This window comes from Enhygromyxa salina (assembly GCF_002994615.1).
Classification (GTDB): Bacteria; Myxococcota_A; Polyangia; order Nannocystales; family Nannocystaceae; genus Plesiocystis; species Plesiocystis salina_A.
On the sequence record NZ_PVNK01000224.1, the window covers coordinates 1 to 14,403 of the forward strand.

A 14,403-nucleotide genomic window follows, 5' to 3' on the forward strand; every position below is an offset into this window, starting at 1 on the left:
GGGGCGGAAGCGGGCGGCTTGGGCTCGGCGCTCGCTTCCTCGACGAGCCCCTTGACGACGGACAGGGCGCCGCCGCGGGTCGCGACGGCCTCGACGTCGAGCTTGCAGCAGCGCGCGCCCGCGCAGTTTGGGGTGCCCTCGGGGCTGCAGGTGATCGGGCCCCGAACCCACACGCTCTCGTTCGTGCGGCAGTAGGTGGTCGCGCGGCAGCCGACGAAGCTGACGTTGTCGGGGTTGGCCGCCTTGCAGCACAGCTCGCGGTGGCCGTCGACGGGCAGCTCGGGGTTGGCGCCACGACAGCCCGCGAGCCCGAGCAGGGCCAGGACCCAGGCGCTCCACGGCGCGAGCTGGAGGCGCTGCGGCATCGCGTCAGGCTAGCAGGCTGGCTGCGCCCGCGACAGTATCCCAGGACCTGGGGGCCGAGCGGAGCGAGGTTGTCGGGCCCCAGGCCCGAGACTTGGAGACGATAGAGACAGGCCGAGGGGCTCTGGACTGGCGCGCCTGGGTAGAATGGTCCTGGAATGGAACAGAGCTTCCCGCCACGTATCCACGTGCTCCTCGCGCGGAGCTCGGACCTCGGCCTCGTCCTGCGTCGCGGCCCGTCGAAGAGCGTCTGCACCCTGCTGTGGAATCGACGCAGGGACACCTTCGAGCTCGGCCAGTGGTTGCGTGGGCGGATCTACGAGCGACGCTGCGACCTCTCACCCGACGGGAGCCACTTCATCTACTTCGCCATGAACGGCCGCTGGATCTCCGAGACTGGCGGCTCGTGGACGGCGATCTCGCGCGCGCCCTATCTGCGGGCGCTCGTGCTCCTCGGCAAGGGCGACTGCTGGCACGGAGGCGGCCTGTTCACGGGGCCGCGCAGCTACTGGCTCAACGAGGGGTACGGGCACAAGTCGCTGCGAGCCTCGTCCGAGGTCACCCGTGATCGCTCGTTCGTGCCGACCCAGAACTTCGGCGGTGAGTGCCCCGGCGTCTATTACCCTCGTCTGTTGCGCGATGGGTGGACCCTCGTCGAGCGGACCGGCGACGCCCGCGACGCGTGCACCGTGTTCGAGAAGCCGCTGCGGGCTGGCTGGGTGTTGCGAAAGCTCGCCCACGAGCAGGTCGACGCCGCGCCTGGCCGCGGGTGCTACTGGGACGAGCACGAGCTCGAGCACGCGGCGTCGGGGCTGCTAGATGCGTACCCCGACTGGGAGTGGGCCGAGCGCGACGCAGGGTCGCTGGTGTTCGCCAAGGCCGGGGCGCTGCATCGCGTTCGCCTGCCGGACGGCGACGGGATCGGGGAGCCCTCGCTGCTGCGCGACTTCTCGGACCTGCGCTTCAAGCCGATCAAAGCGCCCTACGGGTGACCGGCCGGGCCTCGCGTGGCTGGCCCGAAGCCAAACGATCAACGAGCGCCGATGATCGTCCAGCCGTGCGCGGTCGTCTGCAGGGTCAAAACTCGAAGGCCAGGCCGACCAAAAAGGTGTCGTCGCCGACCGACATCATGCTGTCGCTGCCGAACCCGTCGAGGTGCGAGAACTGCCACTCGCCGAACACGTAGGTGTGGTTGATCCCGGTCAGGCGGTCGAGATCGATGGCCGTGGCTGGGTCGATGAAGTCGAGGCGCAGCATCAGGCCGAGGTTGACCTGCCAGCCAAAGCTGCCGCCGTGGCTCTTTTTGCCGGCGCTGTTGGTCGAGAGCTTGCCGCCCTTGCGCTCCCACCAAAACCCGTAGGCCACGCCGCCGCGGGCGTAGGGCACGAGCGGGACCCGGAAGCGGTCGGCGAGGAGCTCGAAGCGGTAGCCGAGCAGCACGGTCACGGGCACGACGTTGAACCAGGTCTTGTCGGCGCTCGCGCGCAGGCTCTCGCCCTCGGGCACGTCCTCGGCCACGAGCGCGTCGGCCTTGTCGCGGAACAAGCCGACGGTGGTGCCGAGCGAGAGCGGCCCGCCGATGTTGTAGAACTGCCACTCGAAGCTCAGGACCGAGAACAAGCCCTTGCGCGGCTTGCCGGTCGTGAGGCCGAGCTCGTCGGTCTCGCCGTAGATCGTCGCGTAGGGTCCGAAGCCGGTCCCGGTGTAGCGGGTGTCGACCTCGGGCAGGTAGGGGCCGAACTTGACCTCGATCGCAAAGCGCTGCGGCGACGCGACACGACCCTGAAACTCGGCCTCGCCGAGCTCGTCGGCCTCGTCGGCGTACTCGAGCTCGCGCTCGTCCCCGGCCTCGCCGTAGGGCAAGATCGGATCGTAGCGCTCGTCGAGTGGGAGCTCGTCCTCGGCCGCGGGGGCGTCCTCGGGGGCGTCCTCGGCGTTGTCGGGGGTGTCCTCGGCGTTGTCGGGGGCGTCCTCGGCGTTGTCAGGGGCGTCCTCGGCGTTGTCGGGGGCGTCCTCGGCGTCGGCGTCTACGACCTCTGCTTCGTCCCCGGAGTCGTCCGGAGGCGTCGGCGGAGCTGCGAAGGCCCAGACGAAGCTCGCAAACAGGGCCGCGCTCACGCACGCCTCCGTCGTCGTCGGAGCGTGAGCCCGGCGCCGAGCCCCACGAGCCCGAGCCCGCCGAGCAGCGAGCCGAGGCCGTAGGGCTCATCGGACACGCTGCAGGACCAGCCCTCACCGCAGATGTTGCCCTGGCTTTCGCACTGCTCCCACAGGCCGTTGGTCTTGACCGGTTTTGCGGTGATCGTCTCGGTGCTGGCGACGTAGTTGCCAGCCTTGTCGTAGGCGACGACGACGAACTGGTAGGTCTTGCCGTTCTCGAGCCCCTCGATCCGCGCCTCGGTGGTGTTGAACCCGAGGTGATCGCTGCAGACGTAGTCCCAGTCGAGGCTGTGGATCCCGCTCGACGGCGCCAGGCACAGGTTGTCCTGGCACTCGTTGGGCTCGGTGCAGGTGCCCTCGGCCGTGCAGACGCAGCTGAGCTCGCCGGGGGTGCAGTCGAGCGGCTCGCAGATCCCGGACTCGCAGGTCAGCGAGTCGTCGCAGCTGTCGTCGGGCCCGCAGGCGCAGCCCTCGGTGCCCTCGACGCAGTCGGTGTCGGTGGTGTCGCCGTCGCCGTCGCCGTCGCCGTCGCCGTCGCCGTCACCGTCGCCGTCACCGTCACCATCACCATCACCATCACCGTCGCCGTCGCCGTCGCCGTCGCCGTCGCCGAACACCCCACCGGGGCAGAGGTTGTCCGGGGTGTAGTAGATCGTGCCGTTGACGATCGAGGTCGCGGTCGGCGGCGAGAACGAGACCCCGTTGTCGACCGGGTTGCCGTCTTCGTCAGCGCACAGGACCCGGTAGCCGGCCTCGGGGGTCGCGGTGACGTCCCAGGTGATGACCACCGCAGAGTCCCCCGCGCTGACCTCGAAGTTGGTCGGGGGATTGAGCGGGGCCTGGTAGTCGTAGCTGATGCCAGTGTCGGGGATGTTGCTGTTGGTGTTCCCCTGCATGAAGAAGTCACCCATTTGACAGCCGTTGGTCCCCGAGCACATCCACAGGCCGCCCGAGCCCTCGAGGCCGCTGCAGGTGCCGTCGGCGACGGCGTTGGCGATGCCCTGCTCACCCTCGACGCCGTAGGCGAGGAAGATCGGAGCGAAGGAGAACTCGCTGCCGGTTTGGAGCGCCTGGGGCGTGCCCGACGAGAGCAGGGCACAGGGCGCGTACTGACCGAGGCCCGCGTTGGCCTGGGCGGTCGCGCAGTTCTGGCCGACGTAGGTGTTGAGCTGATCCTGGTCGACGGTCGAGCCCTGATAGGTGATCCGGGTGATGATCTTCTGCTCGCAGGTGCAGCGGGCCTGGTTGACGAAGGAGGTCATGTCCTGCTGGGACATCTGCCGGCCGCGCTGACCCTGCTCGTCGGTGATGTAGTAGTAAATCTGGAAGTCCTGCGCGGTCGGAGGGTCCGCGCGGGCGGGTCGCGAGCCGGGCAGGGTCAAGGCCGCGAGCGCGGTCACGCCGACCAGTACGGCGCTGCGGGCCCGGAGCGTGCGAGGAGCCGATCGCTGCATCTCGGGCCGATTATGCAACCAAGGTGCCAGCTAGCCTAGCGCGGGTTCACCACCCAGCGCCTCGCTGCTGGGCGAGGGGTGCTGGCGCTTTGACAATCTGACAAGCCGCGCGCCTCCCGATGACGCCTCGGCACGGTCTCACGCCTCGGGACGATCTCAATAGAGGAAAGGGATCATCCGGAACTTGGCGATCTTCGTGTATTCGTCCCACAGCTCGCCGTACTTGGCCGCGCAGCGCTGCTCGTCGCGCCAGGCGCGGTGCGGGAGCAGCATGCACAGCCACAGCGGGAGCAGGTAGGGGATCAGCGACGAGAAGCCCGTGCACAGCGCGAACGCGCTGTAGACCATGATCTCCCCGGTGTAGTTGATCTTGCGCCCGATCCCCCACCAGCCCGAGATCAGCAGGCGGCCGCCCAGGGTCTCGGCGGGCTTGCCCCAGATCTTCGCGCTCGGGTCCTTCTTGAACCGATTCTTCTGCGCGTTGGACTCGCGGAAGATCCACAGCCCGGTCACGTGGAGGGCGGCGATCCCCACGACCTGCCAGATCGGCATGGGCTCGGTGTTGCTCACCAGCCACCAGCCCGCGAGGGAGTAGAAGAAGGGCACGAGCACGAGGTCGCCCCACAGGAGCATGAAGCCGAAGCGCTCGGCGATCACGTCCCACATCGAGAGCACGTTGTCCTCGATCCAGTAGTGGGTGAACAGGTAGCCCCACCAAAACAGCTGGTAGGCCAGCATCTGCGGGGTCAGGTGGCCGAGCTCCTCGTACTGGGCCCAGGCGAAGGCGACGTTGAGCACGCCCAGACCGATGAGCGAGGGCTGGTAGGCGAAGATCTTGAGATCGACGCCGAGGAAGTGGGGGTTGAGCTCGATCCCGTACCACAGCCGGGCCAGCGCGCCTCGCTTGGCGCTCTGCTCGTCCTCTTCGCCGCGCTCGGCGGCCGCGGCCAGGCGCGCGCGGCTGCCCCGGTTCATGAGCAGCAGCCAGATCACCGTGATGATGTTGGCCGCGATCAGCAGCGACCAGAAGTGGTCGAGCAGCGGCGTCAGCGAGAGGCCGAAGAACCACGCGCCCGTGAAGATCAACATGTGCACGGCGACGAACAAGGCCATGCCGTTGATCTTGTAAGTCAGCCGCTCGCCGCTGCCGGGCAGCGGTTGGCCCAGCACTTTCTTGCCGGGCAAGAGCCGGGTCAGCGCGAACAAGACGACGATGAACAGGCCGCAGGTCAGCAGACCGAACAGCAGGCCCTCGACGGACACGGGTTGGCGGAGGTCGTCCACGAGCGCGATGATGACCGCAGGGGCGGGGCCGGCCCAAGTGACCTGGGTTCGAGACTGCTCTCACGCGCAGGATTTTTGGACTCAAAGGTGGTCGAATTGGCGGCGAACTGCCGGGCTGCGCTCGGCCGGGTTAGGATGCGTGCGTGCGCTTACGCAGCTTGAGCTTGATTGGTGTGGCGGTGTTGTTCGCCGCGGGGTGCGGGCCCGGCGGCCCCCCGGGGCTCGAGGGCTTCTCGGACGCTGGCGAGACCGGCGACGGCGAGCTCGGCGACGGCGACGGCGACGGCGACGGCGACGGCGAGCTCGGGGACTGCGTCGACGCCGAGTTCGGCGAGGCGCCCGAGCTCTTCTTCGACGGCTACCTCAACCTCGACTTCAGCAGCGATCACGCGGGCCTGTGCGGCCCGAGCCCGGGCCCCGACTACTCGATCGCCTGGATCGCGCCGCAGACCTCGACCTACCGGGCCTCGCTCTTCGCCGAGTTCCCCGGCTGGCTCACGGTGCTCCGCGGCGGCTGCGAGGGGGCGTTCGAGGGCTGCGCGGGCTTCGAGTTTCCGACCATCGTCGAGTTCGAGGCCGTCGCTGGCGAGGACTACACCTTCGTGATCGACACGGAAGACGAGGGCTTCGAGGGCTACTTCGAGTTCTCGCTGGTCCCCGTCGGCGGCCCGGGCGAGTGCCCGGCGGGCGAGCTCTCGGGCACACAAGACTCGGTCGCGGGCTCGACCTTGGGCAAGGGCAACGGCTTCGAGTCGTTCTGCGGCGGCGAGATCGCGGGCGACGACGCCTACCTGTTCGTCCCGCCTGTCAGCGGCGAGTACGTCATCGACATGTACGGCTCGGACTACGACACGATGCTGCACGTGTTCGAGGGCGAGTGCGGCGGGCCGATCGTCGAGTGTAACGACGACTCCTTCGACTCGGTCGAGTCCGAGCTCCTCGTCTACCTCGAGGCCGGGCAGATCTACACGATCGTGGCCGACGGCTTCGGCGGCAGCGAGGGCAACTACCAGCTCAACCTCGAGCTCTTCGACGGGCCGCCGAGCCTGTGCGACGACGTCGACATCTTGCCCTCGCAGGTCCCCGTTCAGACCGACTGGCCGGTCGAGGCCGACGCGGGCGACCTGTTCGAGGGCTGCAGCTTCGCGCCCTTCGAGCGCCGCTGGTTGTGGACGGCGCCGGCCGACGGGATCTATCGCGCGACCCAGGACGCGGGGCCGAACCCCTCGGGCCTCGCGCTGTTCGGCGGCGGCTGCGAGGGCAACGCAGACTTTTGCGAGGACGATCCGCCGCCCTCGATCGTGTTTGACGCCACGGCCGGCCAGGAGATCTTGCTCGTCAGCGAATGGCAGCCCGACCAGCCCGGCTTCGTCAACCTGAGGATCGAGGCCGAGGGCGGCGGCGGGCCCGGCTGCGGCGCGGCGCTCGGCCCGGGCGTGCCGACCTTCACCGACGGCACCACGCTCGGGACCGGCGACGACTTCAGCGGCAGCTGCGGGGACAGCCCGGCGCCCGAGGCCGAGCACTGGTGGACCGCGCCCGCGACCGGGAGCTACCGGATCTCGCTCGAGGGCTCGAATTACGACACGCTGATGTACGTGCGCGGCGGCGGCTGCGAGGGCCCGGAGCTGGCCTGCAACGACGACACGATCACCGACATGAACGTGTGGCTGTGGTCGACGATCGACCTCGAGCTCAATGCCGGGCAGACGATCTCGATCTTCGTCGACGGCTACAACGGCTCGGGCAGCTACAGCCTGGCAATCACGGAGCTGTAAGTGCGAGCTGCTAGCACCCCGGGCTGCTAGCCAGCCGAGGCCTTGGCGGACGCCTTGGCCTTGGCCTTGGTCTTGCCCTCGGGCTGGTCGGCGACCATGTCGCCCTTGGTGATGTCGAACTTGGGCTTTTGATTGGGGTCGCAGCCCTTGTCGAAGCCCTCGGCGTCGAACTCGGTCTCGAGGGTCCCGGTGGTCTCGCTCTTCTTGCCCTCGGGCGTGTGCTTGCCCTTGATCGTCACGGTGTGCTCACCGGCCCGGGCGGGGGAGCAGTAGCTCAACAGGTAGTAGCTCTGGGTCAGCTGCTCGATGCGCTCGCCGATCGTCTCGAACGCGGCCTGGATCTCGGAGCTGTCCTTGGCCAGCGCGGTCCCGCTCTTGCCGATCTTCTGGAGATCCTTCTCGCTGAGCTCGGCGCCGAGGCCGATCGCGAAGACCTCGTAGGGCGTGCTGTTGACGGCGTCGAGCATCTCGCTCTCGGGCACCCGCGAGGCGCGGTCGGTGCCGTCGGTGAACACGACCAGGGTCCCGATCCGAAGCGGGTTCTCGGCCTTCTCGAGCCCCTCGTCGAGGACCTCGAGGCCCTGGACGATCGCGCCGTTGAGGTTGGTGCTCGGATCCTTGGGCGAAAAGCCGCTGAGCGAGTTGGCGCGGGCCTGGGCGCCGCCCGCCGAGCCGGTGAAGTCGGTGACCTTGTGGATCTCGGCCTCGCCGTCGAAGGCGTAGATCGCGACCTTGTTGTTCTTCTCGACCTCGCTGGTGAACAGCGTCGCGGCCTCGCTGACCTTCTCGAAGTCGTCGGAGTCGGCGACCGAGCCGCTCATGTCGACGAGCAGCAGGGTGTAGTGGGAGGCCGCGACCTCGGGGTTGAGGATCGTCTGCTGGCTCTCGTAGACCGAGACCAGCTCGCCGTCCTCGTAGATCTCGAACTGCTCGGCCGTCATCCCGCCGACCGGCTCGCCGCTTTGATCCTCGACCTTGAAGTAGACCGCGACGTTGCTGGGCTTGTCGGCCGCGGTCTGCACCCGGGTGATCTTGAGCCCGCACCCGGCGAGGGTCACGAACACCGCGAGCAGCGGCAGGAGCAAGGTGAGGTGGAGGCGCTGTGCCGACATCGCCGCCAGCATAACGAAAACGTGCGGGCCTGAAAGTCGGGATGCCCGCGCGCGACCGCAGCGTCGCCCAACCCACCGAAAAACCCGCGTCCGGGAGCCGCTCAGCCGCCTTGGGTCAGCGCAGGCCCTCGAGCTTGAGCTCGACCTCGTTGACGCGGGCCTGAGCCTTGTCGAGGTTCTCGGCGACGACGACCTTGCGCCGCTGGAAGTCGGCGAGATCCCCGGGCGTGCCGTGCTCGCGGATCTTCTCTTCTTGCTTGGGCACGTGCTCTACCGCGCGCTGGCGGATCTCGAGCATGCGGTTGGCCTCGCGCAGCTGGTCCTCCCAGTAGGCGATCTCGTCGTCGACCGAGTCCCAGCTGGTCGGCTCGGGCTTCTTGTGGGGCATCGGAGCCATGCCCTCGGTCACGACCGCGTCGGCGATGCGCGGGTTGAGCCTGGGCTTGGGCCGCCCGGTCTTGTCGGCGCCGTCGACCTTGCGGGCTGCGACCCCGCCCTTGGGGTTGTTCGCGGTCTGGGCGCTCGACGAGTGGGCCTTGGCGTCGGCCTTGTTCTCGGCGGCCTCCTTGGCGTCGTCGTCACCACCAAAGATGAACAGGGCCGCGACGGCGAGGATGCCGGCGCCCGCGAGCAGAGCCGGGAGCATCCCGCCGCCTTCGCCCTCGGCGCCTTGGGTCGACTTGGGATCAGGGGACGTCATGGGGCGCCACTATAGCACCGGATCACAAAATGCCAGCTTTGTTAGCTTAGGGGCCTGGCGAGAGCCAAGGGCCGCGGCCCTTGGTTATGATGCGCGGGCCATGGGCGAGGTCGGGGCGCAGGAGAGTGCGGGCCTCGCAGGGCGCGCGGAGGCCGAACACGGTGAGGTCGAGGTCCACGACGACCTGGTCCACGACGAGCAGGGGCGACCCTTCATCGAGTTCGAGCTCGAGGTCGGGAGCGGGAGCGAGGGCCACCGCCTCGACCGCTTCTTGTCGCTGCGCTTCACCCGGCTGTCCCGCAACCGCGTGCACAAGATGCTCGCGGCTGGCGGCGTGCGTTGTCGCAGCAGCGGACGGGTGTTGCGCAAGAACTCGCTGCGCGTGCGCACGGGCCAGGTGCTGGTCATCCGTCGACCCGCGCCGGTCGAGCCGCCGGTCGTGCTCGACTACTCGGTGCTGCATCGCGACGAGCAGGTCCTGGTCCTCGACAAGCCCGCCAACTTGCCGGTCCATCCCTCGGCTCGCTACCACCGCAACACGCTGACGGCCCTGATGCGGCGGCGGCTCGGGCCCGGCCACGGCTGGGAGATGGCCCACCGCCTCGACCGCGAGACCTCGGGCGTGATCGTGTTCGGGCGCCGCGGGGGCTCGGGTCCCGCGCTCAAGGGCAGCTTCTTTCGCCGCGAGGTCGACAAGCACTACCTCGCGCTGTGCTCGGGTCGCTTCGAGGGCGCGCGCACGATCGACATCCCGCTCGGCCCCGCGCGGGGCTCTCAGATCCTGATCAAGGTCGGTCGGCGCGAGCTCGACGATGGTGGGCAGCGAGCCCAGACCGCGGTCGAGGTCGTCGCGGGCGGGGAATTTCGCGGCCAGCCGATCTCCTTGGTCTCGTGTCGTCCGCGGACCGGACGGACCCACCAGATCCGGGTCCACATGGCGTTGATCGGCCACCCGCTGATCGGCGACAAGCTCTACGCGACGAGCGAGCAGGAGTTCCTCGACGTCGTCGAGCGCGGCCAGCCGGTCGCCGAGCTCGAGGCCAGGCTCGGGCTGTGGCGCCACGCACTGCACGCACGCTCGCTGACCTTGCCGCATCCCCAGACCGGCGAGCGGGTCTGCTTCACGGCGCCCTGGCCAGCCGAGCTCGGCGAGATCCTGGCCCTGCCCGGTGACCCCCCGGGCGGGTGAAGACGTCTGTTATCTTGCGCGCCCGCGCTCCCTCGCTCCCTCGCATGGACCTCGTCAATCAAACTCCCGTCGTCGCCGACGTCCGCGTGGCGACGCTCGACGGCACCCCGCATCGCTACGGACTCCTGGTCGCCAAGGCGACCTTCGAGGTCCTCCAAGACGGCAGCACGCGGCTCGACTCTCAAGATCCCTTCCCGCTCTACGACGAGGACGAGCCGACCGAATTGGGCGTGCTCCCGCACGACGACGTGCCCCGCCAAGATCGCAAGCTCGAGGTCATCGTGCTCGGCAAGGCCTACGGCACCGGCCGGCCGCAGATGCTGGTCGAGCTCGCGGTCGGGGCCTACCGCCAGAGCCTGCTGGTGTCGGGGGATCGCTGGTGGACCTCGCATCAGGGCGGCGGTCGCCACTCGAGCCCGAGCGCGTTCGAGTCGATCCCGCTGACCTGGGACCGGGCCTACGGCGGCACGGCCGAGTGCTGGATCGACGCCGACAGCGTGATCGACCTCGACCACCAGATGAACAAGTACGGCCGGGGCTTCAACGCCTACAAGCTGGCCGAGGACGTCGGCAAGGCCTTCGCGTCGCCGGCCGGGTACCCGCAGCTCTCGCCCGACTACCACCGCCTCCTGCCCAACATCGAGCACCCCCAGACGCCGATCAAGCGCTGGACCGACGAGCCGCGGCCCTACTGCTGGGCGACGATGCCGACCGACATCGGCGCGCACCTTCAGCGGGCCCACGACTACATGGCCCACCACGGCCAGCCGCTGACCCAAGAGGAGATGCTGCGGATCGTCTACCACCGGGCTCACCCCGACTGGATCATCGACGTCCCGCCGATCGACACGGTCGTCGCGCTCAGCGGCATGACGAAGGGCCCGCGCTTCGCGTTTCGGATCCCGCGCCTGCGGCTGCTCGCCGACTACGAGCTCGGCGAGCGCACGGGCACCCGCGAGCTCGAGCCGCAGCTGATGATGCTGCTGCCCGAGCAGTCGCGCTTTTACCTGGTGTACCGACATTTTTTCACGATCGAGGCGCCGACGAAGGACATGAGCCGATCGTGGCGCCTGCGACTCGCCGAAGGGTGGATTCAAGCATGACCAAAGTGACGATTCAGCGGGACATCTGCCTCAACATGGTCGTGCCCCTGACCGCGACCCACGACTTCATCCCGCTCCCGCCCTTTCCCCCGGTCCCGCCGCCGCTGCCGGCCGCGCCGCTGTCGCTGGCCGCGTGCGCGATCGAGAGCCCGGTCAACGCCTGGTGGCCCCCGGGCTACGCGCTCGGGGCCAACAAGTTCACGACCAGCGTGTTTCACAGCGGCATGGGCATCTGCCTCGATGGCCACGACTGCGGCAAGTTCATCCCCCACGTGCAGGTCGCCCCGGCGCCGAACAACACCCTGACCCTGGTCCACATCCCGCTGTCGTCGCGCAAGTGCAACTTCACCGCGAGCACGGTCAAGATGAACGGCAAGTCGACCGCGTGCATGCTGATGATCTCGTGGCCGCCGTCGCCGATGACCTATTGCTCCGAGCCAATGAGCATGCCGCTGGCCAGCGCGCCGACGGCCCACCTCAACACCGTGACCGTCGGCATGACCTTCGGCGACTGGTTCGCGGGCGCGTTTGCGATCGCGGCCGGGATGATCCTCGAGTGGTGCCTGTTCAAGTACGGCGGCGGGACCCGGGACTTTGGCCAGGGCGCGGGCAAGATGATCGCCCAGAGCCGGGCCGGGCAGAGCATCGCGCGGATCATCGGCGGCAACTTCATCGGCGAGGTCAAGAAGAAGTTCATCCCCTGGATCGCGGGGCAGGGCGTCGGGATGCTGACCGGGGCCGTGCGGATCATGGCCACGGGTGAGGGCAGCGTCGGCGTGTCCTACGAGATCGGCGGCCCCTTCCTCTCGCTCAAGGGCAGCGCCGAGTACTCGCGCGACAACGCGACCGGCGAGGGCTCGTGGAAGGCCGGCCTCAGCGGGACCGCGGGCACGGCCTCGGGCAACCTCGACACCAGCGGCGCGGGGATCTCCAACAACCACCCCCTCGGCCTCGGCTCCGACGGCGTGTCGCACGACTGGGAGAAGGGCACGACCACGACCTCGACCGACGTTGATCCCTTTGACGGCTTCCACAACACCACGACCACCCAAAACCCTGACGGCACGACCTCGGTCGCCGACAGCCAGCAGGGCTCGAACGTGAGCAACCCGCTGTGAGCGAGCGCGAGCCGATCAGCGAGGCCCTCGACGCGGTCGTCGATTTCTATCCGCCCGGGCAGCTGCCCGAGCTGGCCTACGGGCTGATCAAGCGGACCTACGACATCGTCGCCGACCGCCTGGTCCCGGCCAAGGCCGAGCCGCTGTTTCACGACATCCGCCAGCCGGAGACCGAGTTTCCGCTCGCGCCGGGCAGCGACTTTTGGCCGATGAAGATGGCGACCGACGTGATCGTGCGCGGCAGCGCGTTCGCGCCTGGCGGCAACCCGGTCGGCTCGCAGATGATCCGGGTGACCGTCGGCAACGAGCAGAAGATGATCGCGGTCTACGGCGATCGTGCCGTTCACTGGCCCGCGCGGGGCCAGCTGCGCTTTGGTCCGCCCGAGCCCTATACCGAGATGCCGATCGAGTGGGCCCGGGCCTACGGCGGCTGCGATCCGCGGGTGCCCGTCGGCATCGATCCGATGACCGTGGCCGCGTGGTCCAAGCTCGAGTTCGACCACCCGGGCGTGTACCCGCGCAACCCCTTCGGCAAGGGCTACGTGGTCGTCGACGAGCCGGCCGAGGGCCTGAGCTTGCCCAACCTCGAGGACCCGAGCGCGCTGCTGCGGCCCGAGACCCTGATCACCGGGGATCCGCGCAAGTGGTACCTGCAGCCGCTGCCGGTCTGCTACGAGTTCACCAACTACATGATGTTCCAGCGCTACGCCTGGATCGGGCTCGAGTCCTGGTTCCCGCCGCCAGCCGACGCGCCGATGCGGGAGGTCGCGCTCGGGCTGCTGCCGACCAACTTCGCCGAGCTCGCGAAGATCGTGCCCGGGGATCCGATGCAGCCCCTCGCGATCCAGGAGGGCCCGATGGGCATGGTCTACCCGGACCTCGCGCCCGGCACCCCCGTGATCGTCGAGGGCATGCACCCCGAGCTCGCCCACGTCGGGTTCCCGATCCCGGCCCCGCCGAAGGTCGACTTCTACATTGATGGCAAGGTGTTCACCGAGCCCGCGCAGCTGACCACCGTGCTCGTCGAGCCGAACCTGGCCCGGGTCTCGCTGACCTGGGCCGCGCGGCGCTGGGACCTCCCGCGTCCTTTCGTGCCCGGGATCCACGCCAACATTCCGCTCGCCTTGTTGATCGACGACGCCCACACCGTGCCCTACGACTCGCCGCCGCCGCTGCGCGATCAGGTCAAGCAAGGTGGCGGGGGCCGGCCGGGGAAGCCCAAGTCATGACTGAGCTCGCAAATCGCTCTGCCGTCGAGGTCGCCCGCCAGCTCGCGGCCGCCCACCCGGACGCGACCTTGCCGTGTCCGCTGTGCCCGGCGACCGTCAAGGCCGAGAACCTCGAACGCCACCTCACCAAGGTCCACGCGGCCGAGCTTCAGACCGCGGCCAGCGAGACCACGCGATGGTCGGGCGCGGACAAGGGCATCGTCGTGCCGATGATCGGGCTGCTGGTCGCGTGGGGCGTGGGCTTGACCGTGGCGGTGGCGCTGGGCGTGCCGATCGGGGACCTCGGCAGCGCGATCGTCGGCGGGGCCTGCCTGGTGGCGATGGGCCTGTCGGCCGCGGCCGTGCTCGGCGTGTTCAAGGCCCGGCTCGAGCTCGACGGGGATCGACTGCGGCTGCGGTGGCTGTTCGGGTTGGGCTCGCGCAGCGTGGCGTTGCCGGCCAAGCTCGAGAGCGGGCGCCTGGTCGGGAAGAAGCTGGTCGCGCCCGGTCTGAGCATGGTGGCCGGCCAGGCCGAGGACAAAGACATGGGCGCCTACCTGCGCCTGTCGAGCGGCGGGAGCACGATCACCGTGGGCGCGAACAAGGCCGCCGGGCTCGCCAAGCACTGGGCGCAAAAAGGCTGGAGCCGGGGGCCGAAGGCGCGGTTGTGGAGCATCACCGTGGACCGCTCGGTGCTCGTCGCGCTCGAGTACCAGCTCGCCGCCCGAGGGCAGCTGAAGCCGCGCGAGTGAGGGTCTGGACGGGCGTGGTGGCATGAATTCGAGCGGCATGAATTCGAGGTGGGCTCCTAGCAGCCCGGGGTGCAATGCCTCGCGCCGCCTCGCTTGGCCTTTTCGCCGAGGGCTTTGTCGCCAAAACTTGCAGTACGCCCGGTACAGCGGCGTTTTGGCTTCGCGCCCTCGGCGAAAATTCC

Annotated in this window: 13 protein-coding genes; 7 read left to right on the top strand and 6 right to left on the bottom strand. The window is 69.0% G+C overall.

The window, feature by feature from the left end:
* A partial coding sequence (locus ENSA5_RS25935; RefSeq protein ID WP_146156129.1) for a hypothetical protein occupies positions 1 to 365 on the bottom strand: 365 nt, incomplete at its 3' end.
* A 156-nt stretch (positions 366 to 521) separates the two neighbouring features.
* Here ENSA5_RS25935 and ENSA5_RS25940 point away from each other — a divergent pair.
* Positions 522 to 1,355 (top strand): hypothetical protein, encoded by an 834-nt coding sequence (locus ENSA5_RS25940; RefSeq protein WP_106394378.1) that lies wholly within the window; start codon positions 522 to 524, stop codon positions 1,353 to 1,355.
* Positions 1,356 to 1,440: 85 nt separating this feature from the next.
* Here ENSA5_RS25940 and ENSA5_RS25945 read toward each other — a convergent pair whose 3' ends face one another.
* The 3 genes from ENSA5_RS25945 to ENSA5_RS25955 all read right to left on the bottom strand — a co-directional run bounded on the left by ENSA5_RS25945 (position 1,441) and on the right by ENSA5_RS25955 (position 5,261).
* Positions 1,441 to 2,481: an MXAN_2562 family outer membrane beta-barrel protein gene (locus ENSA5_RS25945; protein WP_106394379.1), complete on the bottom strand. Its 1,041-nt coding sequence runs from the start codon at positions 2,479 to 2,481 to the stop codon at positions 1,441 to 1,443.
* On the bottom strand, positions 2,478 to 3,977 hold the full coding sequence (locus ENSA5_RS25950; protein ID WP_146156130.1) for a hypothetical protein: 1,500 nt from the start codon (positions 3,975 to 3,977) through the stop codon (positions 2,478 to 2,480). The genes ENSA5_RS25945 and ENSA5_RS25950 overlap by 4 nt, the downstream gene beginning before the upstream one ends.
* A 156-nt stretch (positions 3,978 to 4,133) precedes the next feature.
* The gene (locus ENSA5_RS25955) at positions 4,134 to 5,261 is read right to left on the bottom strand and encodes a DUF1295 domain-containing protein (RefSeq protein ID WP_181198153.1); all 1,128 of its coding nucleotides are present in this window, start codon (positions 5,259 to 5,261) and stop codon (positions 4,134 to 4,136) included.
* A 143-nt stretch (positions 5,262 to 5,404) separates the two neighbouring features.
* Between ENSA5_RS25955 and ENSA5_RS25960 the strand changes: the two genes are divergently transcribed.
* The gene (locus ENSA5_RS25960; protein ID WP_146156131.1) at positions 5,405 to 7,039 is read left to right on the top strand and encodes a hypothetical protein; all 1,635 of its coding nucleotides are present in this window, start codon (positions 5,405 to 5,407) and stop codon (positions 7,037 to 7,039) included.
* A gap of 26 nt (positions 7,040 to 7,065) precedes the next feature.
* On the opposite strand, the gene ENSA5_RS25965 is transcribed toward ENSA5_RS25960, so the two are convergent.
* Positions 7,066 to 8,151 carry a VWA domain-containing protein gene (locus ENSA5_RS25965; protein ID WP_181198154.1) on the bottom strand — a complete coding sequence of 362 codons (1,086 nt, stop codon included), beginning with the start codon at positions 8,149 to 8,151 and terminating at the stop codon, positions 7,066 to 7,068.
* A gap of 115 nt (positions 8,152 to 8,266) precedes the next feature.
* Positions 8,267 to 8,851, bottom strand: a complete 585-nt coding sequence (locus ENSA5_RS25970; protein WP_106394384.1) for a hypothetical protein — start codon at positions 8,849 to 8,851, stop codon at positions 8,267 to 8,269.
* A gap of 100 nt (positions 8,852 to 8,951) precedes the next feature.
* Between ENSA5_RS25970 and ENSA5_RS25975 the strand changes: the two genes are divergently transcribed.
* The 5 genes from ENSA5_RS25975 to ENSA5_RS25995 are packed head-to-tail and all read left to right on the top strand — an operon-like array spanning position 8,952 to position 14,221.
* Positions 8,952 to 10,040: an RluA family pseudouridine synthase gene (locus ENSA5_RS25975; protein WP_106394385.1), complete on the top strand. Its 1,089-nt coding sequence runs from the start codon at positions 8,952 to 8,954 to the stop codon at positions 10,038 to 10,040.
* The gene (locus ENSA5_RS25980; protein ID WP_146156132.1) at positions 10,037 to 11,143 is read left to right on the top strand and encodes a DUF2169 domain-containing protein; all 1,107 of its coding nucleotides are present in this window, start codon (positions 10,037 to 10,039) and stop codon (positions 11,141 to 11,143) included. The genes ENSA5_RS25975 and ENSA5_RS25980 overlap by 4 nt, the downstream gene beginning before the upstream one ends.
* A complete protein-coding gene (locus tag ENSA5_RS25985; protein ID WP_106394387.1) occupies positions 11,140 to 12,261 on the top strand; it encodes a hypothetical protein in 1,122 nt (373 codons plus the stop codon). Before ENSA5_RS25980 ends, ENSA5_RS25985 begins: the two co-directional genes overlap by 4 nt.
* The gene (locus ENSA5_RS25990; RefSeq protein WP_106394388.1) at positions 12,258 to 13,490 is read left to right on the top strand and encodes a DUF2169 domain-containing protein; all 1,233 of its coding nucleotides are present in this window, start codon (positions 12,258 to 12,260) and stop codon (positions 13,488 to 13,490) included. Before ENSA5_RS25985 ends, ENSA5_RS25990 begins: the two co-directional genes overlap by 4 nt.
* The gene (locus ENSA5_RS25995; protein ID WP_106394389.1) at positions 13,487 to 14,221 is read left to right on the top strand and encodes a hypothetical protein; all 735 of its coding nucleotides are present in this window, start codon (positions 13,487 to 13,489) and stop codon (positions 14,219 to 14,221) included. Before ENSA5_RS25990 ends, ENSA5_RS25995 begins: the two co-directional genes overlap by 4 nt.
* The last annotated feature ends 182 nt before the right edge of the window (positions 14,222 to 14,403 follow it).

What these genes read in the sequence shown, in the direction of transcription:
- ENSA5_RS25940 (WP_106394378.1), top strand. Translation starts at nt 522, where the DNA reads ATGGAACAGAGCTTCCCGCCACGTATCCACGTGCTCCTCGCGCGGAGC.
- ENSA5_RS25950 (WP_146156130.1), bottom strand. Translation starts at nt 3,977, where the DNA reads ATGCAGCGATCGGCTCCTCGCACGCTCCGGGCCCGCAGCGCCGTACTG.
- ENSA5_RS25965 (WP_181198154.1), bottom strand. Translation starts at nt 8,151, where the DNA reads ATGTCGGCACAGCGCCTCCACCTCACCTTGCTCCTGCCGCTGCTCGCG.
- ENSA5_RS25970 (WP_106394384.1), bottom strand. Translation starts at nt 8,851, where the DNA reads ATGACGTCCCCTGATCCCAAGTCGACCCAAGGCGCCGAGGGCGAAGGC.
- ENSA5_RS25975 (WP_106394385.1), top strand. Translation starts at nt 8,952, where the DNA reads ATGGGCGAGGTCGGGGCGCAGGAGAGTGCGGGCCTCGCAGGGCGCGCG.
- ENSA5_RS25985 (WP_106394387.1), top strand. Translation starts at nt 11,140, where the DNA reads ATGACCAAAGTGACGATTCAGCGGGACATCTGCCTCAACATGGTCGTG.
- ENSA5_RS25995 (WP_106394389.1), top strand. Translation starts at nt 13,487, where the DNA reads ATGACTGAGCTCGCAAATCGCTCTGCCGTCGAGGTCGCCCGCCAGCTC.